The organism is Achromobacter aloeverae, assembly GCF_004121055.1.
In the GTDB taxonomy this organism is placed as follows: domain Bacteria; phylum Pseudomonadota; class Gammaproteobacteria; order Burkholderiales; family Burkholderiaceae_B; genus Bordetella_C; species Bordetella_C aloeverae.
This window is the reverse complement of record NZ_PYAL01000004.1, coordinates 151,758-174,127: the sequence shown is the minus strand read 5'-3', so window position 1 is coordinate 174,127 and position 22,370 is coordinate 151,758. Positions and strand designations below refer to the sequence as shown.

The 22,370-nt window shown below is 66.9% G+C and carries 19 protein-coding genes; 10 read left to right on the top strand and 9 right to left on the bottom strand.

Annotated elements, in window-relative coordinates; translation table 11 throughout:
- Positions 1 to 34 precede the first annotated feature (34 nt).
- Complete coding sequence (locus C7R54_RS14785; RefSeq protein WP_129151214.1) at positions 35 to 1,120, top strand: Bug family tripartite tricarboxylate transporter substrate binding protein; 1,086 nt, start codon at positions 35 to 37, stop codon at positions 1,118 to 1,120.
- 1 nt (position 1,121) lies between these two features.
- Entirely contained in the window at positions 1,122 to 1,994 is an 873-nt protein-coding gene (locus tag C7R54_RS14780) for an amidohydrolase family protein (RefSeq protein ID WP_129151213.1), read from the top strand.
- Between the two features lie 84 nt (positions 1,995 to 2,078).
- Here the strand turns inward: C7R54_RS14780 and C7R54_RS29500 are convergent, their stop codons facing one another.
- A complete protein-coding gene (locus C7R54_RS29500; protein ID WP_158021210.1) occupies positions 2,079 to 2,249 on the bottom strand; it encodes a hypothetical protein in 171 nt (56 codons plus the stop codon).
- A 494-nt stretch (positions 2,250 to 2,743) separates the two neighbouring features.
- Positions 2,744 to 3,598: an IclR family transcriptional regulator gene (locus C7R54_RS14770; RefSeq protein WP_192903664.1), complete on the bottom strand. Its 855-nt coding sequence runs from the start codon at positions 3,596 to 3,598 to the stop codon at positions 2,744 to 2,746.
- Between the two features lie 192 nt (positions 3,599 to 3,790).
- Between C7R54_RS14770 and C7R54_RS14765 the strand changes: the two genes are divergently transcribed.
- Positions 3,791 to 4,765 carry a Bug family tripartite tricarboxylate transporter substrate binding protein gene (locus tag C7R54_RS14765; RefSeq protein ID WP_129151210.1) on the top strand — a complete coding sequence of 325 codons (975 nt, stop codon included), beginning with the start codon at positions 3,791 to 3,793 and terminating at the stop codon, positions 4,763 to 4,765.
- 68 nt (positions 4,766 to 4,833) lie between these two features.
- Positions 4,834 to 6,111 carry an NAD(P)/FAD-dependent oxidoreductase gene (locus tag C7R54_RS14760; protein WP_240039532.1) on the top strand — a complete coding sequence of 426 codons (1,278 nt, stop codon included), beginning with the start codon at positions 4,834 to 4,836 and terminating at the stop codon, positions 6,109 to 6,111.
- 40 nt (positions 6,112 to 6,151) lie between these two features.
- Here C7R54_RS14760 and C7R54_RS14755 read toward each other — a convergent pair whose 3' ends face one another.
- Entirely contained in the window at positions 6,152 to 7,399 is a 1,248-nt protein-coding gene (locus C7R54_RS14755) for an amidohydrolase family protein (protein WP_158021209.1), read from the bottom strand.
- Positions 7,400 to 7,708: 309 nt separating this feature from the next.
- On the opposite strand from C7R54_RS14755, the gene C7R54_RS14750 reads away from it, so the two are divergent.
- Positions 7,709 to 8,650, top strand: coding sequence for a Bug family tripartite tricarboxylate transporter substrate binding protein (locus C7R54_RS14750; RefSeq protein ID WP_129151208.1), 942 nt, complete (start codon positions 7,709 to 7,711; stop codon positions 8,648 to 8,650).
- Positions 8,647 to 9,111 carry a YybH family protein gene (locus C7R54_RS14745; protein WP_158021208.1) on the top strand — a complete coding sequence of 155 codons (465 nt, stop codon included), beginning with the start codon at positions 8,647 to 8,649 and terminating at the stop codon, positions 9,109 to 9,111. Before C7R54_RS14750 ends, C7R54_RS14745 begins: the two co-directional genes overlap by 4 nt.
- 57 nt (positions 9,112 to 9,168) lie before the next feature.
- Here the strand turns inward: C7R54_RS14745 and C7R54_RS14740 are convergent, their stop codons facing one another.
- Positions 9,169 to 10,485, bottom strand: coding sequence for an MFS transporter (locus C7R54_RS14740; protein ID WP_129151206.1), 1,317 nt, complete (start codon positions 10,483 to 10,485; stop codon positions 9,169 to 9,171).
- Positions 10,486 to 10,581: 96 nt separating this feature from the next.
- On the opposite strand from C7R54_RS14740, the gene C7R54_RS14735 reads away from it, so the two are divergent.
- From C7R54_RS14735 to C7R54_RS14720, 4 genes are all read left to right on the top strand, one after another.
- Entirely contained in the window at positions 10,582 to 11,496 is a 915-nt protein-coding gene (locus tag C7R54_RS14735) for a LysR family transcriptional regulator (RefSeq protein WP_129151205.1), read from the top strand.
- A 113-nt stretch (positions 11,497 to 11,609) separates the two neighbouring features.
- Positions 11,610 to 12,116, top strand: a complete 507-nt coding sequence (locus C7R54_RS14730) for an RNA polymerase sigma factor (RefSeq protein WP_129151204.1) — start codon at positions 11,610 to 11,612, stop codon at positions 12,114 to 12,116.
- Positions 12,117 to 12,175: 59 nt separating this feature from the next.
- The gene (locus tag C7R54_RS14725; protein ID WP_129151203.1) at positions 12,176 to 13,150 is read left to right on the top strand and encodes a FecR family protein; all 975 of its coding nucleotides are present in this window, start codon (positions 12,176 to 12,178) and stop codon (positions 13,148 to 13,150) included.
- A gap of 200 nt (positions 13,151 to 13,350) precedes the next feature.
- The gene (locus tag C7R54_RS14720) at positions 13,351 to 15,789 is read left to right on the top strand and encodes a TonB-dependent siderophore receptor (RefSeq protein ID WP_275669693.1); all 2,439 of its coding nucleotides are present in this window, start codon (positions 13,351 to 13,353) and stop codon (positions 15,787 to 15,789) included.
- 183 nt (positions 15,790 to 15,972) lie between these two features.
- On the opposite strand, the gene C7R54_RS14715 is transcribed toward C7R54_RS14720, so the two are convergent.
- The 5 genes from C7R54_RS14715 to C7R54_RS14695 form a co-directional block, all read right to left on the bottom strand.
- A complete protein-coding gene (locus C7R54_RS14715; RefSeq protein ID WP_240039531.1) occupies positions 15,973 to 17,778 on the bottom strand; it encodes a Vi polysaccharide transport protein VexE in 1,806 nt (601 codons plus the stop codon).
- Between the two features lie 193 nt (positions 17,779 to 17,971).
- Positions 17,972 to 19,000, bottom strand: a complete 1,029-nt coding sequence (locus tag C7R54_RS14710; protein WP_158021228.1) for a KpsE/RkpR family capsule polysaccharide export protein — start codon at positions 18,998 to 19,000, stop codon at positions 17,972 to 17,974.
- A 121-nt stretch (positions 19,001 to 19,121) separates the two neighbouring features.
- Positions 19,122 to 19,841 (bottom strand): ATPase, encoded by a 720-nt coding sequence (locus tag C7R54_RS14705; protein ID WP_129151200.1) that lies wholly within the window; start codon positions 19,839 to 19,841, stop codon positions 19,122 to 19,124.
- 9 nt (positions 19,842 to 19,850) lie between these two features.
- Positions 19,851 to 21,191, bottom strand: coding sequence for an ABC transporter permease (locus C7R54_RS14700; RefSeq protein WP_129151199.1), 1,341 nt, complete (start codon positions 21,189 to 21,191; stop codon positions 19,851 to 19,853).
- Between the two features lie 7 nt (positions 21,192 to 21,198).
- Entirely contained in the window at positions 21,199 to 22,359 is a 1,161-nt protein-coding gene (locus C7R54_RS14695) for a polysaccharide biosynthesis/export family protein (RefSeq protein ID WP_129151198.1), read from the bottom strand.
- Positions 22,360 to 22,370: the final 11 nt, after the last annotated feature.

Sequence of the window (22,370 nt, the reverse complement as noted above, 5' to 3'; positions counted from 1 at the left end):
GACGCGCCGCCCGCGGCTCCCCAGGAGACAAGACATGCCCCTCCCATTCCCGCCTCATTCGCTGCCCACCCATTCGTTGCCCGCCCATTCGCCAGCCACCCATTCGCCAGCCACCCATTCGTTGCCCGCCCGCTCGCTGCCCGCCCTTCCGCGCCGCGCCGGCATGGCCACGCTGTTCCTTTCCGCCGCCCTCGCCGCTACCCCCGCCCTGGCCGATGACTATCCCAGCCATCCCATCACGATGATCGTGCCCTTCGCACCCGGCGGCAATGTCGACATCACCGCCCGCGTGCTGGCGCCCCTGCTCACCAAGGAACTGGGCCGCGCCATCGTCATCGAGAATCGCTCGGGCGGCGGCGGGGCGATCGGCGCAAGCGCCGTGGCACGCGCGCCAGCCGACGGCTATACCCTGATGCTGGGCAGCAGCGGCTCCAACGCCACGGTGCCCGCGACCAACAGTCGCGTACCCTACGATCCGATCAAGAACTTCACCATCCTCGGCGGCGTGACGACCACGCCCTCGCTGCTGGTCGTCAATCCCAGGATCCCGGCCAAGACCTTCGAGGACCTGGTGAAGTATTCGCTCGGCAAGCCCGAGGGCCTGAGCTTCGGGTCGCCGGGCATCGGCTCCTTCAACCACCTGACGCTGGAGCTGGTCAAGCAGAAATCGCGGCTGCACGTGACCCATATCCCGTACAAGGGCGCCGGCCAGGCGATGAGCGACGTCATCAGCGGCCAGATCGACGGCATGTTCGACCAAAGCAGCTCGTCCATGCCCATCGCGCAGGAAGGCCGCATCCGGGCCATCGCGCAATTGAGCGAGCATCGTTCACCCCTGATGCCCGACGTGCCGACCCTGGCGGAACAAGGCGTGCCGGGCGTCACGGCGGAAGTCTATACGGCCCTGTTCGCGCCGGCCGGCTTGCCCAAGGCCGTGGAGGCGCGCCTGGCCGCCGCCCTGGCGCATGCCAAGCAAGACCCGGCGCTGCGCGAGCGCTTCCAGAAACTCGGCGCCGAAGTGGTGGCCATGGACCAGGTGGCCTTCCTGCAATACGCCACGGAAGAAGCGCAGCGGTGGCGCGACCTGGCCAAGGCGAACAACATCACGACCCAGGACTGACATGCCCAGCGAACCGCCGTCTTTCGCCGTGCCGCCCGGCGCGTGCGATTCCCATATCCATATCAACGACCCGCGCTTCCCCTATCTTCCGGACGCCGAGCTGAAGCCGCCGCCGGCGACCGTGGCGCAATACCGGCAGGTCCAGGCGAAGCTGGCTTTGGAGCGCGTGGTCATCGTCCAGCCGTCGAGCTACGGCACCGACAACCGATGCACCCTCGACGCCGTGCGGCAATTCGGCCAGGCGCGGGCGCGCGCCGTCGTGGTGGTCGCACCCGATGCTTCGCCGGCGCTGCTGCGCGAACTGCACGAGCAGGGCGCGCGCGGCGTGCGCTTGAACCTGGCCCGCGGCGCGGCGCTGGGCAGCGCGGCCATCGCGGACCTGGCGCCGCGCCTCGCGGACCTGGGGTGGCACATCCAGGTCCACGCACGGGCCGAGGTCATCGCCGACCTGGCGCCGATGCTGCGGCGCCAACCCGTTCCCGTAGTGCTGGATCACCTCGCGCGCCTGCGGCGGATCGATGGCGACGATGCCGCCGCCTATGCCGCCGTGCGCGGCCTGCTCGACACGGGCCGCGCGTGGATCAAGCTGTCGGGCGCCTACCTGGACAGCCAGAGCGGCCCGCCCGGCTATGCGGACCGCGCGCCGGTGGCGCGCGCCCTGCTCGGGGCGGCGCCCGAACGCCTGGTATGGGGCACGGACTGGCCCCACCCGTCGGCATCCGCCGGCGAACGGCCCATGCCCGACGCCGCGCGCCTGCTGGGGCTGTTGGCGGACTGGAGTCCCGACGCCGCGCTGCACCGGCGGCTGCTCGTGGACAACCCGCTGGCCCTTTACGGTTTCGATCCCCAGCCATCCCGGACTACCCCGACATGAGAAGCACGCTGTTCGTACCCGGCTCTCGCGCCGAACGCTTTTCCAAGGCCCTGGCCAGCGCGGCCGACGGTATTTCGCTGGATCTCAGGTAGCCTTGGCCAATGCGGCCTTCGGCCCAGCGACCGCGAACTCGCGCATGCGCCCAAGGTCGTCGAAGCCGCCCTGGCCGCCCGCGGCGCGCTGGAATGGGAGGCCTGCTTCGGCGACGCCGTGCCGTGCGCGGCGGCGCGCACCATCGAAGACATGTTGGGGCATGAGCAAGTCCTGGCCCCGCCCCTTACGCCGCCCCTCGCTGGGCCAGCACAACGGCCTGTGGGCCACGCCGGCGCTCGACGCCGGGGATGACTGAGCACCCGTGGACGTTACGCCTCGCGCCGCGAGGCAAGGGCTGTTCAACGCGTGTTGACCCAGTCCTTGGCATCCTGGATGAACCACGGCAGCCTCAGCTTCTCGGCTTCGCCCGCCCGTATGGTCAAACGCTGATCCGACGATGCGGAAGGGTTGGGCACAGGCCGCGTCACATAATCCGGCTCCCCTGGCGCGGCCGGGCCGGCACGACCGGATGGCGTGTCGGCGCAGGCGGAAAACGACGCGCATACTATCGCGAGCAAGACCAGACGCGACGCGGAACGAAAACTCATCATGATGCCGTGACTCTCGGAAGCGGCGCCGGCCTACCTGCCTGAACGCACTGAACGCACCGGGACCAGCATACGCATATCCGGCGCTGGAAGCCAGCCGGCCAAGCCTCAGCGCCTGCCCGCCAGGTCATTGCTGATGCGGCGCGCGCACTGCAGCAGCAGGGGCGCGAGCTCCTTCTTCGCGCGGGCGATGCTCCAGCGCGGCGAGGGCACGGCGATATTGATGGCGGCCGTGACCTCGCCGTCGCGGTCGAACACCGGTGCAGCCAGCGAAATATCGCCGATGAAGGCTTCCTGGTTGTTGACCACGTAACCCTCCCGCTTGGCCTGGGCCAGGATCGCCCGCAAGGCGGCGAGGTCGGTGACCGTGTGTTCCGTCATGGCCTTGCGCGGCCCGGCGAGCAGGTGTTCCGCCTCGGCCTCGGGCAGCCACGCCAGGATGGCGCGCCCCGCCGCCGAACAGAAAACCGGCAGCCGCGACCCGACGTGCAGGTCGACGCTGACCGGATGGCTGCTGGGGTAGCGCAGGACGTAGACGATCTCGTTGCCTTCCAGGTCCATCAGGTTGACGGTCTCGCGGCAAGCGAGGTTCAGCGCGCGCAGATGCGGCTCGGCCGCCTCCCGGATGAGATCGGTCACCAGCATGCTGTAGCTGAACTCCAGGAGTCGCGAGGACAACACATAGGCGCGTGTGCGCGGATGCTGGCGCAAGTAGCCCAGGATGCACAGCGTATGCGTGAGCCGTTGCGCGGCGCTCTTCTCCAGGCCCGACAGCTCGGTAAGTTCCTTCAGGCTGAGCGGCCGCTGCGCCGCATTGAAGGTTTCGAGGGCGCGAAAGCATTTGGCCACGGAGTTGACGAACAGGCGATCCGTGCCGGCCTCGGCTGGCGCCATCGCACGCATTCTCCCCTTGCCGCGCGGCCTGGCGATGTCGTCGATGCGTGTGGAAATGGGGGGCGACACGATGGACTTCTCTCCCAGGCGCCGAATGGATATCGAGATATCGGCAAGATATCGGCATGCGGCAAATATCGGCATGCACCCGATATCGGCATGCAATATCCGCTATTGCAGGTAAATATTCTATCGATATAGCCTCTAGCCAGGCAAGGTCCAGAAACCTGCCACTTTCAGATAATCACAAGGGGAAGTGCCATGTTCAACGTATTGACCAAACTGCTGCTCATGACCGGGCTGGCCGCCGCCACGGGCGCGGCGCTCGGCGCCGAGACCTATCCCGCGCGGCCGGTGCGCATGGTGGTGGCCTATCCCGCGGGAGGCACCACGGACATTGCCGCCCGCGTGCTGGCCAAGGCCTTGAGCGAACGCATGAAGGGAAGTTTCGTCGTGGAAAACCGCGCCGGCGGCGGCGGCGTGATCGGCGCCGGACTGGTGGCCAACGCCACGCCCGACGGCTATACCCTGCTGTTCGGCGCCTCGCCCGAACTATCGATCGCGAAGTCGACGAAAAAAGACATAGCCTACGACCCGGACAAGAGCTTCGCGCCCATCGCCCTGGTCGGGCAGGCCCCGTTCGTGCTCGTGGCCAACAAGGACTTTCCGCCCAACACGGTGCAGGAACTGATCGCCTATGCCAAGGCGCATCCGGGCGCGGTCAACTTCTCGTCCTTCGGCAGCGGCACGTCCAATCACCTGACAGGGGAATTGTTGAACCTGGAGGCTGGCATCAAGATGACGCATGTGCCCTATCGCGGCAGCGCCCCGTCGCTGACCGACCTGATGGGCGGACAGATCCAGGTCACGTTCGATACCATCACCGCGGTGCTGCCGCTCATCCAGTCGGGCAAGGTCAAGGCGCTGGCAATGGCGACCGCGCAGCGCTCGTCCCTGCTGCCGGACCTCCCGACTATCGCGGAAAGCGGCGTGCCTGGGTTTTCCGGCGGCACGTGGTTCGGCCTGGTGGCGCCCAAGGGAACGCCGGATGCCGTCGTACAGGCCTTGTCGCGCGCGACGACAGCGGCGCTGGACGATCCCGCGGTCAAGAAAGACCTCGAAAACCGCGGCATCGTGACCGATGTCCAGTCCCCCCAATACTTCGCCAACTACCTGACGTCGGAAACCGCCAAATGGCAGCGCGTGGCCACCAAGATAGGCTTGCAACCGCAATGATGCAGCCCGATGATAGCCGCCTGCGCATTGACGCCTGACCATTGACGCCTGACCAATGCTCCTGATTCATGATGCCTGATTCCCACAGTCGTTCGGCCCTGGTCATCGGGGCCGGCATCGTCGGCCTGTGCGCGGCCTATGCCCTGCAACGCAGCGGCGTGGCGGTTACCCTGCTTGACCCGAATCCGCCTGGATCGCAATGCTCGTCGGGCAACGCGGGCGCCCTGTCCTCGGGGTCGGTCGCGCCGCTGGCCATGCCGGGCGTGCTCAAGGACACGGTATCGATGCTGTTCGATCCCGTCGGGCCGCTGCACATCCCCGCGCGCTACTGGTGGCAGGGCGCGCCCTGGCTGGCCCGGTTCGCCCTCTCGTCGCGGCGGGACACGGTCGCGCGCATCGCCGATGCCCTGCACATCCTGCTGCGCGGCTCGGTTGACGAGCACGCCCGCCTGGCGCGCGAAATCGGGCGGCCCGAACTGGTACGCCGCAATGGCCAACTGCATCTGTACCCGGACGCCCGTTCCCTGGACAAGGATGCGGGCGGCTGGGCGCTGAAGGAAGCCCACGGCTTGCGCATCGAACGCGTGGGCCGCGCCGAGATTCTGGACCTGGAACCCGCGATATCGTCGACGTACGCCACGGGGGTATACCTGCCCGACGAAGGCAGCGTGACGGACCCGCAGGACTATTGCGAGGCCATTGCGCGCGCCACGCTGTCGGCCGGCGCCCGGTTCGTCCAGGCGGGCGTCGCCACGCTCCAGCGCACGGCGACGGGATGGCGCGCCAACAGCGGCGATGCGCAATGGGAAGCTTCCCACCTGGTGCTGAGCGCGGGCGCCTGGTCCGCGCGCCTGCTGGCCGGACTGGGCTTGCGCGTCCCCCTGCAAACGCAGCGCGGTTATCACCTGCAATTGCAGCCGGGCCAGCATGCCATTTCACGCATCGTGGTCCTGGCCGACCGCAAGGTCTTTCTCAATCCCATGGACCGCGGGTTGCGCATCGCGGGCACCGTCGAAATCGATGCGCTGGACCGGCCGCCCAACATGCGCCGTGCGAACGTGCTGGCGGAGCACGCGCGCGCGGGCGTGGGCGGCATCGACGCCACCGATGCACGGGCATGGATGGGGCATCGCCCCTGCCTGCCGGATTCCATGCCGGTCATCGGTGCCGTGCCCGGCGCAGCGGGCCTCTGGTGCGCCTTCGGTCACGGTCATCTCGGCGTAACGGAGTCGGTCAACACGGGAACGTGGATAGCCGACGAGATCAATGGCCGCCCGGGAACCGTGGATAGGCGGCAAGGATTGCGCGCGTTTTCCATCGCGCGCTTCAAGGGTTGGAAAGTCTAGGCTGGAGAGGCCAGGGCTTGAGAGTGTAGGGCTTGAGAGTCTAGGGCTTGGGAGTCCAGCGCTTGAGACCTTCCGCGCGCTTGCCGGGCCGTTTGTCGCTGATGATCTGGCCATCCTTGATGACCAGCTCCAGCTTGCGCACGTTATGAATATCCTTTAGCGGACTCTCCTTCACCACGATCATGTCGGCGATCTTGCCCACTTCGATCGTGCCCAGCTTGTCGCCCACGCCGCAGATGGCCGCGCCATGCGCGGTGGCCGCCTGCAAGGTCTGCCACGTCGAGGCGCCGTTGCGCGTCCACAATCCCATTTCCAGCAGCGCCGCCTCCTTCAGCGGCCGGATATCCGAACCCAGCGCCATCTTCACCCCCGCTTTCAGCGCCTTCTGGAACCACTCCGCGTGCACGGGCGCCGCGACTTCTGCGCGGCAGCACAGCGCATGCGACCACCCGCGGCCGATGGCGAATGTCGACTCCCAGTTATTGGTGGCCTGCTTGGGCGTCAGCTGGCTGATGGCCAACGTGGGCACCAGCCAGGTGCCATGCTCAAGCAACAGCTCGATGCACTCGTCATCCATGATGTAGCCGTGCTCGATGCTGTGCGCGCCCAGTCGTATCGCGGCCTTGACGACGCCCGGATGCGTGGCGTGCGCCATGATCTTGAAGCCGCGGGTGCGGCAGATTTCGAAAGCCGCCTGCAACTCCTCGTCCAGGTAGAACGATTGCGTATGCAGGTCCCACTTGGGTCCGATGATGCCGCCGGACAGGTTCAGCTTGATGTGGTCGACGCCGTTCTTGATCTGCTCGCGGATGGCCTTGACGAAGCCATAGGGGCCATCGCATTCCAGCGCATGCCCGGACGTGAGGAAGTGCCCGCCCGTGGTGGTCAGGAAATGGCCGCTCGCGAACAAGTGGGGGCCGACATACTGGCCGGAATCGAAGGCATTGCGCCAGGCCACGTCCATGTAGTTGTGGGAGCCCGCGCAACGGAAGCCCATGATGCCGGAATCGAACAGCGCGGACCGCAGCCTGTGACCGAACAACGCCGTCTGCTCGGGCAAGGGGTTGGTCGACAGCGACAGGTAATCGGGATGGACATGCACGTCCCACAGGCCGGGCATGAGATAGGAACCGTTCAGGTCGAACACGGCATCCTGCTCGGCCGGCTGGAACGCATCGGCCCGCGAAACCTGCGCGATCCTGCCGTCCTCCACCACCACGACGCCCTGCGGCAGGGGTTCGGGATTGACGCTGTCGATGATGGTGGCGTTCGTATATACGGTTCGCATGGTGACGTCTTCCGGCTTGTAGTGAGAGGCGGTTCTGGATCTTCTGCTTGTATTGCCGCCGCCGATTATGAAGGGGTGCAAGGCCACCGACAATGGGTAAAAACATCCAGCTTGGCGCGTTGTCGCGTATAGGCCCGCATGCCGCGATTTACGGCTTTTTTCGGGGCTGCGATATTGCATTGTGATAATTGCCATTGCGTGTCGCATCGGGCCGAAAGTACATTCGGCGGCAACGGGACAATGCAATGAAAAATCGTCCCGCGACAAAGAAAACCCGCATCGTCATCGCGTTCATCAAGGGGAACCGACATGAGATGTCGCTGGACTCTCGCCGCCGTCGCGGCGTGCTTATTCCTGTTCGCGCCGCCGAGCCGCGCCGCGGGCTATCCGGAGCGTTCGATCACCATCGTGGTGCCCTGGCCTCCTGGGGGACTGACGGACAACCTGGGGCGCATGGTCGCGCAGAAACTCGGCAAGCGGCTCGGCGTTTCCGTCATCGTCGACAACCGGCCCGGGGCGTCCGCCTTGATCGGATCGGAATACGTCATGCGCGCGGCGCCGGACGGCTACACGCTGCTGGTCACCTCATCGGACGGCACCGTCAAGATGCTCCAGGTTCCGGACGCGGATCCCGTCACGCAATTCACGTCCGTCGGCATGCTGGCGTCCGTGCCGGTGGCCTTGGCGGCCGGACCCAAGTTCAAGGGCGCGACGTTGCGCGACTACATCGACGCCGCCAGGAAGAATCCCGGCACGATCTCCTATGCATCGCTGGGGGAAGGCGGCGCGACCAATTACGGCATGGAGACGCTTTCGAAGGAAGCGGGCATGCGGTTGATGCACATCCCCTACAAGGGAACGGCGCCCGCGTTGACCGACGTGCTGAGCGGACAGGTGGACTCCACCTTGCTCAGCTTGCAGAGCCTGCGCGCCTATATCCAGAATGGGCGCCTGCGCGGCCTGGCGGTCACCGGACAGACGCGGCACGCCGACGTACCGGACCTGCCCACTTTCGCCGAGCAGGGTTATCCGCGGTTCGACATGTCGCTCTGGTACGGCATCGCCGGCCCCAAGGGCATGCCGCCGGACGTCGTAAAGACGTTGAACGAAGCAATCCGCGCCGCGCTGGCCGAACCGGACTTCAAGAAGATGCTCAGCGATGCCGCGGCGGAAACGCTCTCCGGAACGCCGCAAGACATGGATGCCTTCATCAAGACGCAGGCAGTCAAGTGGAAGGAGATGATGAAGTGACGGACCAGACCGACCTCCAGGCCTATCTGCGGCGAGACGCGCTGAAGGACCTGGTCATCGAATACTGGCGCGATGTCGACGCGAACGATGCGGCGCGGGCGCTGGACTTCTACACCGAGGACTGCCTGTACCTGATGTGCGGACACCGCATGCGGGGCCATGCCGACATCGCGGCCTACTATGAGCATCGGCGCCGACGCGGCAAACCCCGCCTGGTGCGGCACCTGGTTTCCAACCTGCGCGCCCACGCGGACCATCCCGATCGCGGCTGGGTGGAAGGATCCATGACCGTCTACGCCGACGACGGCGCGCCTGTGCTGCCCGCCGCGCCTCCCATCCTGGTCGCGGACATCGCTGCGCAATGCCTGCGCGGCGCCGACGGACGCTGGCGCTTCCAGACCTTCACGATAGCGCCGCTGTTCATGGGTGGCGTCGAGCTGGTGGTCCCGCCCTCGTCCTGATCCGCCGTCCTTTTTGTTGCGTACCGCCGCGCGTATCCGCGCTCGTCGCGGCCCACGTCAGGAATGCGCGCCTTCCCGCCCGCCCATGCCCACCACCAAGGCGGCGGCGGAGAAGATCGCGCCCATCACGCAGACCGCGGGCCAGCCACCCAGCACCCACGCGATGCCCGCCAGTGCCGACCCCGCCGCCCCGCCCAGGAAGAACAGCCCGACGAACAGGCCGTTGATGCGGCCGCGGGCTTCCGGCCGCAGCATGTTGATGGCGCGACGGCCCAGCGTCTGGTCGCCCGTCACGCCGACGTCCAGCAGGACGGCCGCCATCCCCATCGCGATCATCGGCAGCGTCGCGCTGCCTGTCCGTGTCCATCCGGCCCAGGCCGCGACGCCGAAGCCGGCGATCATCAGCGCATCGGCCGCAAGCGTCGCGGACCGGGTCCACCCACGGTCTCCCGCGCGGCCGAACCACGGCGTCGCGATGGCGCCTCCCGCGCCCACCAGGGCGAACACCGCGATGTCCACCTGATCGAAACCGAAGGGCGCTTGCGCCAACCGCAGCGCCACCGCGCTCCAGTAGAGGCTGAACGCCGCCATCGCGAGCGCGGCGGACAGCGACCGCCGCCGCAGCACGGGCTCCCCGCGCAACAGCCCCCAGAGCGATGCGATCAGGGCGCCGTAGGAATCGCGCGCCACGGGCCGCCGCCGCGGCAGTCGCGCCACCAGTACCAACGCGATAACCGACATACCCAAGGCGCTCGCCACGTAGAAACCCCGCCAGCCCCATGCCTGGGCGATCAGGCTGGCGATGGGACGCGCCAGCAGGATACCCACCATCAATCCGCCCATCACATCGCCGATGACGCGACCCCGCTGCGCGGGCGCGGCCATATCGGCGGCAATCGGGACCAGGACCTGGATGGCCGAACAGGCCATGCCCAGCACGAATAACGCCGCCATCAAGCCCGTCGCATCGCCGGCCACGGCGGCGGTGCCCGCGGCCGCGATGGCCACCAGCAGTTCGACCAGCACCAGGCGCCGGTTCTCCACCAGGTCGGCCAAGGGAACCAGCAGGAAAAGCCCGCAGGCATATCCCAACAAGGTCATCATCGCGATCAGCCCGCTGTGTCCCATATCCAGGCCCAGAGAGGCCGCCATCGGCGCCACCAGGGTCTGCGGCGCAAACAGATTCGTCACGATGACGCCGACCGATGCGGCAAGAAGCAGGGTCAGCGCGGGCGTCAGGGTTGAACCCGCGTCCCGCCCTTTCGGCGCCGCGATGGAAACGGAATCGGACGATGCGTCCGCGCAAGAACCATGGGCGGGCGGTAGCGATGCCTGCGCGCCCGGCTTGCAGGAAGCAGGATGTAGCTGTGTCATGGAATTACCTTATTTGCTATATTTGATGCGCACTTTATGCGCCTCTCGCAACATGAGGCAATTCAAAAATTTGAATAACTTCTATGCGGATTTCGCATGAACATACGTGACCTGGAAGCGTTTCTCGCGGTGGTCGAAACCGGTTCGCTGGTGGCGGCGTCTGCCCGCCTTCATGTAACCCAGCCGGGCCTGACACGGCGCATACAGAATCTGGAGGAAGAACTGGGCACCGCGCTGCTCGACCGGCAGTCCAAGCCGTTCAAGCCCACCGCCGCGGGTCGCGAGGCGTACGAGCGGGGACGCCGCGTCCTGCATTCGATCAACGACCTGGTCGCCGGCGTTTCCCCGGACGCGCCCCTCGAAGGTGAAATGCGCATCGGCGTCATGCCCTATCTATCCGAAGCGGCGCTTGCGCTGCCCTTGGACCGCCTGCGGGAGGCCTATCCAAAATTGTCCTTGCGCATCTTGTCCGGCTGGTCGCCTGCCCTGGTCGCGCAATTGCAGCGCAGCGAGGTCGATGCCGCGATACTGTGCCTCACGGAAGGCGCATCCGAGCCCGACGGACTGGCGGGCGATGACCTGGGCGGACAGCCCGTCCTGCTGGTGGCCGCGCCCGAACTGGGCGTGCCCGCGACGGCGGACCTGGCAAGGCTTGCCGAATTCCCCTGGGTCATGAACGAAACCGGCTGCGGCTTTCGGGCCAGCCTGCGCAATCACTTCGAATCGCGCGGCCTGCCATTCAATGTCGCGGCGGAAGCCCAGAGTGCGGACCTGCGGTTGTCCCTGGTGGCGCGGGGCATGGGCATCGGCATTGTCACGCCCGCGGCCTTCGCGGCCTGCACCTGCCCGGATCGCTACATGGTCATTCGCACACCGGGTTTCGCGCCCAGCGTGCGCGCATGGCTGCTACACCGTCCTCCGGCGGGCCGGTATGCCGGCCCGCTCGCCGTGCTCCGCGAGGCCTTGCTGCAAGCCCTGGCATTGCCGGGCGCGGTCGCCCTGCGCGCCTGAGCCGCCAGGCGCTTGGCGTCCGCGCTGCTGCCTCCGACGCACGCCGGATTTTGCGCGAATAATAATTATTTGCAATAATCTGCCGCTCCGCCCTTTCGGTGCCTACACGCCGCATGCGCCGCTCCTATCCCACCGAACACGGGTGGCTCGCCTATTACCGCGAGCTGCTGGCGACTTGGCGGCGCAAGGAGCCACGCCAGGGCGATGCGCAGGATACGGCGCATGACGCCATCGCCAACATGCTGGCGGGCGACGTATCCGCCATACGCAATCCGCGCGCATATCTGCATCGCAGCATGCACCATGGGCTGATCAACCAGCATACCCGCCTGCGGCGCGAAGCCGCCATCGCCCTCCAGGACCTGCGGGAAGACGAGCATCCTCCCAACCAGGACGATCCGGAAAGCCATGCCCGCACGGCGCAGCTGTCCCGCGCCTTGCTGGACGCGCTGGCGGAACTGCCGCATCCCTGCGCGGCCGTCTTCGCCTGGCATCGGCTGGAAGGGCAGACGGTGCCGGAGATCGCGGCCACGCTGGGGCTGTCCGTCAGCAGTGTGGAAAAATACCTCGCGCGCACCATGCGGCACCTGCATGCGCGCCTGCACCCCTATGCCCGATGACATGATCGATTCCAGGCGTTTTCTTCCTCCGCTACGCGAACGCCCCGCCGTTCGACACCATGGACGCGCCTGACGCCCTCCCCCCGCCCGCCGACCCGGTCGACGCCGCCGCCTACTGGTTCGCCCGCGATCACGGCGGCTTGATGACGGCCGGCGAGCGCCTGCGCTTCGAAGCCTGGCTGCACGCCGATCCGGCGCACGCGCAGGCCTATCGGGAGATGCAGGAAACGTGGGGCATCGCACGGGCAACGCCTGACCACGCCTTGCGCTTCCTGCTGCGGCCGCCCCAGGCGCCGCGCCCGGCGCGCCGGCGCCTCGCCTGGGCGCTGGGCGCGGCGGCCTGCGCGGCTGTCGTGGCGTGCGTAATCGTGCCCGGCGCCGCGCCCGTGCTGTTCGAGGACCGCTACGCCACCGCGCGCGGCGAGCTGCGCACGGTCCTGTTGCCGGATCAGTCCCGAATCACCTTGAATACCGCCACGCAGGCGCGCGTGCGCTACACGGCCACCGAACGGCACGTGGTCATGGACACGGGCGAGATCATGTTCGAGGTCGCGCCGGACGCGGCCAAGCCTTTCATCGTCGAAACGCAGGCCGGCAGCGTACGCGTCACCGGCACGCGCTTCGATGTTCGCTTCGAGGACGGCGTGCTCGCCGTCGCGGTCGAATCCGGTTCGGTGGAGTTGCGCACCGGCCCGTGGTGGAACCGCCAGCGGGCAGCCCTGGTGCGTGGCCAGGGCCTACGCGTCAGCGGCCGTGACGAGCCCCTGCATGTCGACGCGATGGATGTCTCGTCGCTGACGGCCTGGCGCCAGGGCAAGGCGGTCTTCACGGATACGCCGCTGGAGGCGGTCGCCAGGGAGATGAACCGCTATCGCGAACATCCCATCCGGGTCGCCGGCGCCCTGCGCGGCCTGCGCATCGCCGGCGTGTTCGATGTCGCGGACACCAGCGCCTTTCTCCGGGTCTTGCCCACCCTGGCGCCGCTGCGGGTGGTGCCGCAAGCCGACGGCAGCGTGGACCTGGTCGCGCGCTAAAGCGACCGCGACAAGCGCCGGGCGTCGAGATCGGGCTGAACCCAGGGCCCGAAGATACATTTCGTTTCTTTTTTGATATGAGAATCATTACGGGTTTTCCGTTCCGCCCGCTCATATCAAGGTGTCGGCCGCTTGCGCCGCATTTCCCGCCGCCGCGCCAACCGCGCCACACGGCATCCGCAGAAACAGAAACGAAGATCGTGACCCGCTCCTACGCCCTACCCTACCCGGCCGCGTCCCGCCACGGCGCGCGTATCCCCGTCACCCTCGGTACGCTCGCGCTTGCCGCGGCGCTCGTCTTCGGCGCCGCGCCCGCGCCGGCCCATGGCCAGGCCGCGCCCGTCTCGCTGAAGCTCGACATGCCCGCGCAGCCCCTGGGCCAGTCCCTGTTGCAGGTGGGCAAGCTGGCCGACCTGCAGGTCTATTTCCTGCCTGAAATGGTGCAGGGCAAGCAGGCGCCGGCGATAACCGGCACGCACACGCTGCAGCAGACCCTGGACCGCCTGCTCGCGGGGTCGGGGCTGGTCGCCAAGCGGGATGGCAATACCATCGTCATCCAGGCCCCCGGCGCGGAAACCACCGCCCTGCCCACGGTGTCGGTCTATGCGGACGCCGGTACCAGCGCCGTCGAGGGCCTGGTCGCCAAGCGCACGCGCACCGGAACCAAGACCGATACGCCGATCGAAGAAGTGCCGCAAACCATCAATGTCGTCACCGCCCAGCAGATCGAAATGACGGGCGCCACCGACATCAACCAGGCCTTGCGCTACATCCCCGGCTTTTCCAGCTACGGTTCCGAGAACCGCTCCGACTGGTATTCGGCCTTGCGGGGCTTCACGCCCACGGCCTATGTGGACGGACTGCCGGTGCCCAATACCCTGAACCTGGCAAGCTGGCGCGTCGATCCCTACATGGTCGACAGCATCACCGTGCTGCGGGGCCCCACGTCCGTGCTTTACGGACAGGGCGATCCGGGCGCCATCGTCGATACGCAAAGCAAGCTGGCCAACGGCGAACGCATCCGCGAAATCGAGACCCAGGTCGGCAATTACGCCCGCAAGCAGGCGGCTTTCGACATCGGCGACAACGTCGACGCCGACGGCACCCTCTCCTACCGCCTGCTGGGGCTGGGCCGCGACGGCAATTCGCAGACCGGCCCCAACCCCGACAGGCGGGTAGCCTTCGCGCCATCCCTGCGCTGGCAGCCTAGCGCCGCCACGTCCCTCACCCTGGCAGCGACGTACCTGGACGACCACGGCGACATCAGCAACAACTTCCTGCCGGCGCAAGGCACGGTGCTGTCCAACCCGAATGGCCGCATCTCGCGCAATCTTTACACGGGCGAGGCCGACTTCAACGACTACCGCAAGAAGCAGTGGTCGGTGGGCTATATGCTGGAACACCGGATAAACGACACCTGGACCCTGCGCCAGAACACGCGCTACATGCATTCGGAGCTGAACAACCGTTCGGTGTATGGGGGCGGGCTCGACGACAGCGACCCGACCATGGCCTCCATGATCCGCTACGCGGGCATCTTCCAGTTCAACTACAGCCGGTTCGACATCGATAACCAGGCCGAGGCCAAATTCCGCACGGGCGCCGTGGAGCACACGCTGCTCACCGGGCTGGAGTACGGTCGGCAATCCACCACGGACAGCGAATGGCTCGCGCAGGCCCCGTCCCTGAACCTGTACCACCCGGTCCATACGTCCGTCGACCGCTCCATCTTCGACGGTCCCACCGCCTATCCGCACACGGACACCCGCAGCACCATCAACACGCTGGGTCTTTACGTCCAGGACCAGTTCAAGTGGAACCGCTGGTCCTTCACGCTGGGCGGCCGCCAGGACTGGGCCCGCACCACCCAGGACGACCGCGAAGCCGATACGCGCGCGAAGCAACGCGACCAGGCCTTTACCGGCCGCGCGGGCGTGACTTACGCCGCCGACCATGGAATCTCGCCGTACATCAGCTACGCGACCTCCTTCAATCCGGTGACCAACACCCGCCTGGCCAACGGCGACTGGGCCGCGCCGACAAAAGGCAGGCAGATTGAGGCCGGCGTTCGCTGGCAGCCCGAAGGCCGCAACCTGGCCGTCAATGCCGCGGTCTACCAGATCAAGCAGACCAACGTGCTGACCAACAATCCCGACGACCCCACCAACAGCAGCTACGTGCAATCCGGCGAGGTGCGATCGCAGGGCGTCGAACTGAGCGTCGTCGGCCGCCTGACGCCGGAGCTGTCCGTGACGGGCGCCTATGCCTTCCAGAACGTGAAGATCACCAAGGCCAACGACGAGACGCAGGGCAAGTGGCCGGTGGACATTCCGCGTCCGCGCCAGATGGCATCGCTGTGGGCGGACTGGACCTGGCACGCCGGCCCGCTGGAAGGATTCGGCCTGGGCGCGGGCATCCGTTACCAAAGCTCTGCCGCGGGCGCGGCCGACAACTCGCTGAAGGTTCCCAGCTACACCGTCTATGACGCGGGCTTGCATTACGAAATGCCGCACTGGCGCTTCGCGCTTAACGCCAGCAACCTGTTCGATCGCCGTTATGTCAGCGGCTGCCAGTCCTATAGCGTCTGCATGTACGGCAACGGCCGCGCGGTCATCGCCACCGCCAAATATGAGTGGTAGGTCCCCCCCGAAGGCGCTGCGCGCCTTCCCCCCCAGGGGGGCGCACAGGCGGACCGGCGGAGCCCGGATCCGCTGTGCCCCGGTCTGCCCGGGTTTTTAAGTGGCGGTGGGGAGTTGGCGTTGGCGTTGGCGTTGGCGTTGCCTCGACGCTGGCAGTGGCATTGGCGCCAACCTCGGACGATCCTACTGCGCGGAGCGGTCGGCGGGTTTCACGTGGCGCCAGATGCCGCCGCTCATGCGCAGGTTTTCGGGGGGGCCGGCCAAGTGCTCGCGCAGCCGCTCGAAATAGGCCTGCTGCCATCGCTGCGCGTACGCGTTGGCGTCCTCGCCGGGGGTGGCGGCGGGCAACATGGCCAGCGTGTACGTGACATGGCCGTCTTCCCAACGCGGCGCGTAGAACACCGAAGGCACGCCGAGGCGATGCGCCAGGTGCGAGGCGAAGCTCGAATACGTCACCTCCTGTCCCTCGAACATGGTGCGCGGCGCGGCCGGGTTCGCCGCGCCGTCGACGGCCAGGCACAGCACATAGCCCGCCCCGATCGCCCGCATGCAAGCCTTGGCCACCTGCGCCTCGGTCTGGTCGGCCGTGGAAATCAAGGCTTCGGCATAGCTGCTCTGGGCGATGCGCGGCGCCGTGGCCAGCCAACGCGAAGGAATGCCGACCAGCTCCAGGGCCATCAGCCCCGCATACATGGGGCCGACATGCGCCGTGGCAACGACGACGCCGCGGCCGGCCGCCAGCAAGGGCGCGAAGAAACGCTCGCCGGGATCCAGGTCGCCCAGCATCCGCATGGCTTCCTCGACGTTATCTTCCCGGCATTCCAGCCAGTCGAACAGAAGATGATCCACCAGATGGCCCCAGCGCGCCGCGCGTTCCCACTTGGCGCGATCGGCATCCTTGTCGCCGCGCAGCGACCATGCCCAATCGAAACGCGCCCGCGGAATCGGCGCGGTGTCCAGCCGCTCGTCCAGCTGGGCCAGGGCTTGCGCGAACGTGTCCGGTAGGGCCGCGCCGCGCTGCGCCACATATCGCCCGAACAACGCTTCGGCTTCCTGGGTGCGCCCTGCCTGGGATAGCGCCGCGATGGCGGAGCGCTGCCAGAGCAGCTTGTCCGGAGACTGATCGAGCAACTTCAGGAACTGGTCGGCGGCGTCGGCATACTGCAGCGAATAACGCAGCGCGCGGGCATACAGCGCCCGCGTCTGCTCCAGCTCCGGCGCCAGGTCGATCGCCTGCTTCAAGGGCGCCACGGCCTCCTTGTAGCGCCCGGCCCGCAACAGCGTTTCGCCGTACAGCGACAGCAGCCTCACATCCGCCGGCGACATCGCCAGGCCGGCCTCGAAATGCGCCGGCGCATGCACCTTCCTGTCGTCCTCCGTGCCGCGTCGCAGATGCGCCATCCCCAGGGAAGTCCGCAGCGGCGCGCTATCGTGGCCGGCGGCCAGCGCGGCATCGCCCAGGCGGATCGCCGCCTGGGCCCTGTGGTCTTCCAGCAAGGCGCGCACGGCCATTCCCGCAACACGCTCGTTAGGCAGGTTGTCCGCATCCAGCAGCGACGCCATGCGGGCAGCCTCGCCCGCGTCGCCATTGCGCATGAAGGCCAGCAACCAGAAATGTGCATCGCCCGGCGCTTGCTCCGCCAAGCCGGCGGTAGCCCGCGCGACCGCCGCGGCGTCGGCGACCCGCCCGGCCTGCAAGCGCAGCTGGATGCGCGCGCCATGCAAGGCCGCCGTCCCAGGTTCGATGGCGGCGGCGGCATCCGCCTCGGCAATGGCGCGGTCCCACTGTTCCGTGCGCCCCAGCAAACTGGCGAGCAGGCGTCTATCCTCGACCTGCGAAGGATAGGCCGCCACTAGCACCTCCAGCGCCGCGATCGCGGGCGCGAACACCCCCTCCCGCACGAAAGGGGAAACCAGCAGTCGCCGCACGTCGCGCCGACCGTCCGCCGCCAGTACCAGCGCGCGGTCGAGAGCCGGCATCTCGTCCATGGGGTAGGCCGCGACCCGGATCGCCTCGATCACTGCGCGCAGACGGTTTGCCGCATCAGGCCCGGCGCCCTGTGATGGGGCGGCCTGTGTTGAGGCGGTCTGCGTTGCGGTGCCCTGTGTTGCGGCGGCCTGTGTTGCGGCACGCGGCATTTCAACACCCTGGCTCTCGGCTCCATGCTTTTCAAGCACGCTATCAACCATGACGCAACCCCCTCAGCAAGGCCATCGCCACGCGAGCGATGAACATCAGCACAAAACCCAGGGCCAGGGCCTGCAGCAGCAAGATCGCGGTGCGCGGGCTGCTGGGCCGGTCCGTGGGAACCGGTTGGGCAATGATGGAAAGATAGCGCTGCAACCGCAGGGCATCCGTCATGGCCTGCTGGTACGACTGCTGGGCCAAGGTCAGGTTCGAGTCCGCGAATGCCTGGTTATTGCGCAACGCTTCGTATGACTTGAGCTGCTTCGCTTCCGTATTCCCCTGGCCGCTCAGGCGATGGCGCACCGCCACGATCCGCTTTTGCAGCGCCGCGACCTGCAGCTCGGCGGGCCTGAGCATGGGATGATCCTTGTTGCCCAGGGCGCGCAACTTGTCCAGGTTGATCTGCGCGGTGCTGAGCTCGCCTTCCAGCTGGCTGGAAAGATTCAGCAGCATCGCCACGGACGCCGTCGGATCGATATTGCCATGGGTGGTCCGCCACGCCGTCAGGGCGTCGCGCGCGGCAAGCGCCTTCTGCTCGGCCAGGTTGACCGCTTCCTGGCTCACCCTCAACTTGTCGGAAACACCTTTCTCATTCATGCGGCTGACGAAATCCTCCGCCAGCCCGATCAGGGCCTTCGACAGCTTCGCCGCGTCGTCCGGAGAAAATGCGCTCACCCGTAATACATCGATCTGCTCCAGCGGATTGAAGGAAACCTGTATCGCGGCCTGGTAGGCGCGATAGAGCTCATCCTGGCTCGATGCCCGCGCAAGATGGCTGGCCGGGTCCGGCCCGGGCTGGACCAGGTAGCGGCGCAAACCTATCTTCTCGTCCAGCTGCTGCATGCAGTCGCGCGACTTCAGGAAATCGCTGACCGCCCAGCCGTCCACGAAGCCACCCAGCATGCCGGACATATTGCCCGTGGTGAGCAGGTTCGCGGCGCCGCCGCCCCCCGGCTGGCCGGACGCCGACTGCACGAAGAAGCGCGACTCGGCCTCATAGCGAGGCGTCGCGATGCAAAGCACATAGGCCAGGGCGCAGGCGACCGGCAGGACGACGATGAACGCATTGATCCAGCGGTGTCGCCGCCGTTCGCGCAGCGATGCCTGGCGGTCGCGACGGCGGCGCTCGATCTCGGACCCAGTCTCAGAAGCCGAGCTGGCCGTCTTCGAAGCCGCCTCCGAAGACGTCGTCGCCTGCACCGCCGGATTCGCTCCTGGAACGTCTTGGGGGGAATTTGCGGATGCACTGGTCGAGGTCGTCTTCGATTCTGAGTGTGCTTCGTTCATAGATCAAACCCTTGAAGCAGTAGTCCGCCATCTGGTTCTGGCGGTAACTGGAAAAAATGAGCGTGCGGCCCACCAGCCGCTCTTCGAACAGCGCCAGCCACAGGCGGGTGAAGCGGCAGGGCTCGAACGGAATGGTCCCTTCGATCACGTAGACATCGAAGGCCGGCGCCAGCGCCAGCGCGAAGGAAAACTCCTGTCGGACATAGAGCGGCCAGTGTTCCATGGGCCGGCCCAGGAACTTCGGATCGCTGACGAGATCCGTGACCAGCTCGATCGTGGCGTCCGCGTCGATTTCGTACATCTCGCAAGCAAACTCGATCATGTCCATGCCGCTGGCCTTGCCGCGAATGAAGCCCTGCCGGCCTATGGCCCAAGAAACATTGCCCTCGTGCCAGACGTAGCCCTCGCGGGGCGGGCGCAGGCGGCACAACACATCGATGACCTGGCGATGGAGTTCCGGCGTCGGCGACAACAACGCATAGCGCCCGACCGGGATATCCAGGTCGACGTTGGACAGCAGCGGCTGCCTGCTGCCGAATGCATGGGGTTCGTCGGTTACGCCATTGAGATGGATCATCGCTTTCGCTCACATCGGCTGGACGTTGCTGCGCGCAAGACGCTCGGCCGCCAGGGATATCACCGCCAGGAATACCAGCGCGGTCAGGAAATACCCCAGGCTGCCATCCTGCGACTTGTAGCTGTCGAAGTAGGCCGACCGCAGAAGCTGCATGCCATGGGCGAACGGCGACCACAGCATCCACGGACGCAGTTGCTCCGGCAGTTGCTCCGAGACGAAAAACACGCTGGAGAATAGCTGCAGGAAACGCTCGATCACCGGCGCCAGCCTGAGGTAAAAATGCCAGACGGTCGCGATCGATCCGAACAGCACCCCCATCGCGGAACCGCAACATCCCATCAGCACCACGTAGAACATGAAACCCGGCCAACTCTCCGGCAGCGTGATCAGCTCCAGGGCATGGCCGGCGGTGATCAGGATACTGAACACCACCAGGTACACCGACAGATAGATAAGCGCCTGCACCAGCGCGCACATCAACGGCGTCACGCCCTGGAAATTCAGCAAGCCCCGCGCCGACACATAGGCCGTACTGCTGCGGAAGATGATCTGGCGGAACATGATCCAGGTCGTCGCGCCCAGCAGCGAGAACGTCGGCACATCCATGCCCAGGATGTAATGCGTCCCCATCAGGAAGTACAGCGACGAAATCAGCGTAAGCAGTACGACGGGTCCCACCAGGGCCCACAGCAAGGCGATCCGGCTCTCGCCATGCATCACGCGCAGTTGCAGCACGAACAGCGCCAGGAAAGTGCGTCCCACCGGCCGGTCCTGGTCCAGGCCGCGTGGGCGGCGTCCACCGTGCAAGGCATGCATGCGCTCGCGCAGGATCGCCAGGTCGCCCGCTTCGGCCGGAGACAGCTCGATCTCCAGCGGGATGTCGTTGCGGGAGGCGTGGCGGCGTGCATCGCGCGCCTCGTCCTGCTTGCGCCGCTGCACCCGGCGCTCGTGCGCCGCGGCCAGCCGCTCGTCTTCCGCCAGCAGCTTGGACGGCATGTAGCCCGGCTCGAACACGGCGACGCCGGCACGGATATCCTGCTCCAGCAGCCGCACGATGATGCGCAGGCGCCGCCGGGAAAAATCCGCCAGCGTATCGTCGATGCCGCCGCGCGCGATCTCGCCGTCCAGCTCCGCCTGTATGGCTTCGTACACCGCGCGCCGGGCCGCCACGGATGCATGCGGCTCTCCTTGCAGCCGCGCCACCAATGGCTTGAGCAAGACCGCCGGCGAGGACTGGGCCTGGAACAGCGCTGCCGGATCCAGGCGCCAGTCCGCGACGCCAGCACCTACGGTGTAGTTACTCCCCTTGCGGCGTGTCCGCCAACCCTTGATGCGATCCTCGTTGCTCATCGGCGCCTTATTGCGTTACGCCGGAGCTGGAGCTGGAGCCCGAGTCGCTGTCGATTGCCCGCGTCGCGCTGAAGCCGGCACTCATGGTCACACGGAAGGCCGACAACACCTTCTGCACCTGGGTGAACGGCGCATCCGAGATATAGATGGCCTGGCCTTCGTGGACCGTGAACTGGCCCGCCAGCGCCACCTGCTCCGGCCGGGTCAGGTCAAACTGGTACACGATGGGCAGGACGTCCGGCGCCCCCTTGGTGCCCGGCTTGGCGGGCGTGAACAGGAATACGGACCGCGGGTCCGCCGTCTTGTCGTCCAGCCCCTTGGAGTCGCCCAGGGCGTCCAGCACGCTGTAGTTGCGCTTGCTGATGGCCACGCGTCCCTGGGTGCCGGCCGCGCCCAGCACGGTGAGATACTCGCGCGCGTCATGGGCGGTAATCACATCGCCCGCGCGCAGCAGGATATCGTTGGCCTGGTTGCGGTAGAGATCGGCCAGCCGCACCGACGACACCTCGGTGCCGCGGCGCAGGGTGATCACGAGCTGCTCCGGGTTCGTCTGCACCGGCGCCGCCTGCGCCAGCGCACTGCTCAGGCGCTGCGTCGTCTGGGTAATGGGATACATGCCGGGCTTGGTGAGGTTGCCCTGGACGGTGACCATCTGCCCGCGCGTATCGGCCACGCGCGTAACGCTGACGTCGGAGCCGACGACAAGCTTGCTCAGGCGGGCGACGACAGCGTCATGAAGCTGCGCCAGCGTCATGCCCGCGGCCTTGAATTTTCCCAGCATGGGAACGTAGAGGGTTCCCGTCCGGTCTATCTCCTGGTTGCCCAGGTCGCTCACGCCGGCGGCGTTGGCCGCGAAGACGCCCAGGCCATCCCGCTCCCATACCGTGACATTGATGCCGTCGCCGGGAACCAGGATGTCGAATCCCGCCTGGCTGGAATCCCGATAGCGCGCCGGAAAATCCATCACATCCGGGACGTTGCTCGCCAGCGCCAGCTCGCGCGAGACCGGCATGACCACGACATCCTTGGCGTCGTTCGCGGACGTCATCTCGCTCAACATCGGACCGGAGCGCGGCAGCTGGCATCCGGCAAGCGCCAGGGCGGCGAGCAGCGCCGCGACCGGCGCCCGCATGCCTGGCAGGCCCACGGCCTGAACGTTCTTTCGCATAAAAGCCTTGC

Excerpts from the sequence above, each read along its gene's own strand:
- C7R54_RS14740 (WP_129151206.1), bottom strand. The coding sequence starts at position 10,485 with ATGACACAGCTACATCCTGCTTCCTGCAAGCCGGGCGCGCAGGCATCG.
- C7R54_RS14715 (WP_240039531.1), bottom strand. The coding sequence starts at position 17,778 with ATGGACGAGATGCCGGCTCTCGACCGCGCGCTGGTACTGGCGGCGGAC.
- C7R54_RS14765 (WP_129151210.1), top strand. The coding sequence starts at position 3,791 with ATGTTCAACGTATTGACCAAACTGCTGCTCATGACCGGGCTGGCCGCC.
- C7R54_RS14755 (WP_158021209.1), bottom strand. The coding sequence starts at position 7,399 with ATGCGAACCGTATATACGAACGCCACCATCATCGACAGCGTCAATCCC.
- C7R54_RS14780 (WP_129151213.1), top strand. The coding sequence starts at position 1,122 with ATGCCCAGCGAACCGCCGTCTTTCGCCGTGCCGCCCGGCGCGTGCGAT.
- C7R54_RS29500 (WP_158021210.1), bottom strand. The coding sequence starts at position 2,249 with ATGCCCCAACATGTCTTCGATGGTGCGCGCCGCCGCGCACGGCACGGC.
- C7R54_RS14700 (WP_129151199.1), bottom strand. The coding sequence starts at position 21,191 with ATGAGCAACGAGGATCGCATCAAGGGTTGGCGGACACGCCGCAAGGGG.
- C7R54_RS14735 (WP_129151205.1), top strand. The coding sequence starts at position 10,582 with ATGAACATACGTGACCTGGAAGCGTTTCTCGCGGTGGTCGAAACCGGT.
- C7R54_RS14760 (WP_240039532.1), top strand. The coding sequence starts at position 4,834 with ATGATGCCTGATTCCCACAGTCGTTCGGCCCTGGTCATCGGGGCCGGC.
- C7R54_RS14785 (WP_129151214.1), top strand. The coding sequence starts at position 35 with ATGCCCCTCCCATTCCCGCCTCATTCGCTGCCCACCCATTCGTTGCCC.
- C7R54_RS14695 (WP_129151198.1), bottom strand. The coding sequence starts at position 22,359 with ATGCGAAAGAACGTTCAGGCCGTGGGCCTGCCAGGCATGCGGGCGCCG.
- C7R54_RS14705 (WP_129151200.1), bottom strand. The coding sequence starts at position 19,841 with ATGATCCATCTCAATGGCGTAACCGACGAACCCCATGCATTCGGCAGC.
- C7R54_RS14730 (WP_129151204.1), top strand. The coding sequence starts at position 11,610 with ATGCGCCGCTCCTATCCCACCGAACACGGGTGGCTCGCCTATTACCGC.
- C7R54_RS14725 (WP_129151203.1), top strand. The coding sequence starts at position 12,176 with ATGGACGCGCCTGACGCCCTCCCCCCGCCCGCCGACCCGGTCGACGCC.
- C7R54_RS14750 (WP_129151208.1), top strand. The coding sequence starts at position 7,709 with ATGAGATGTCGCTGGACTCTCGCCGCCGTCGCGGCGTGCTTATTCCTG.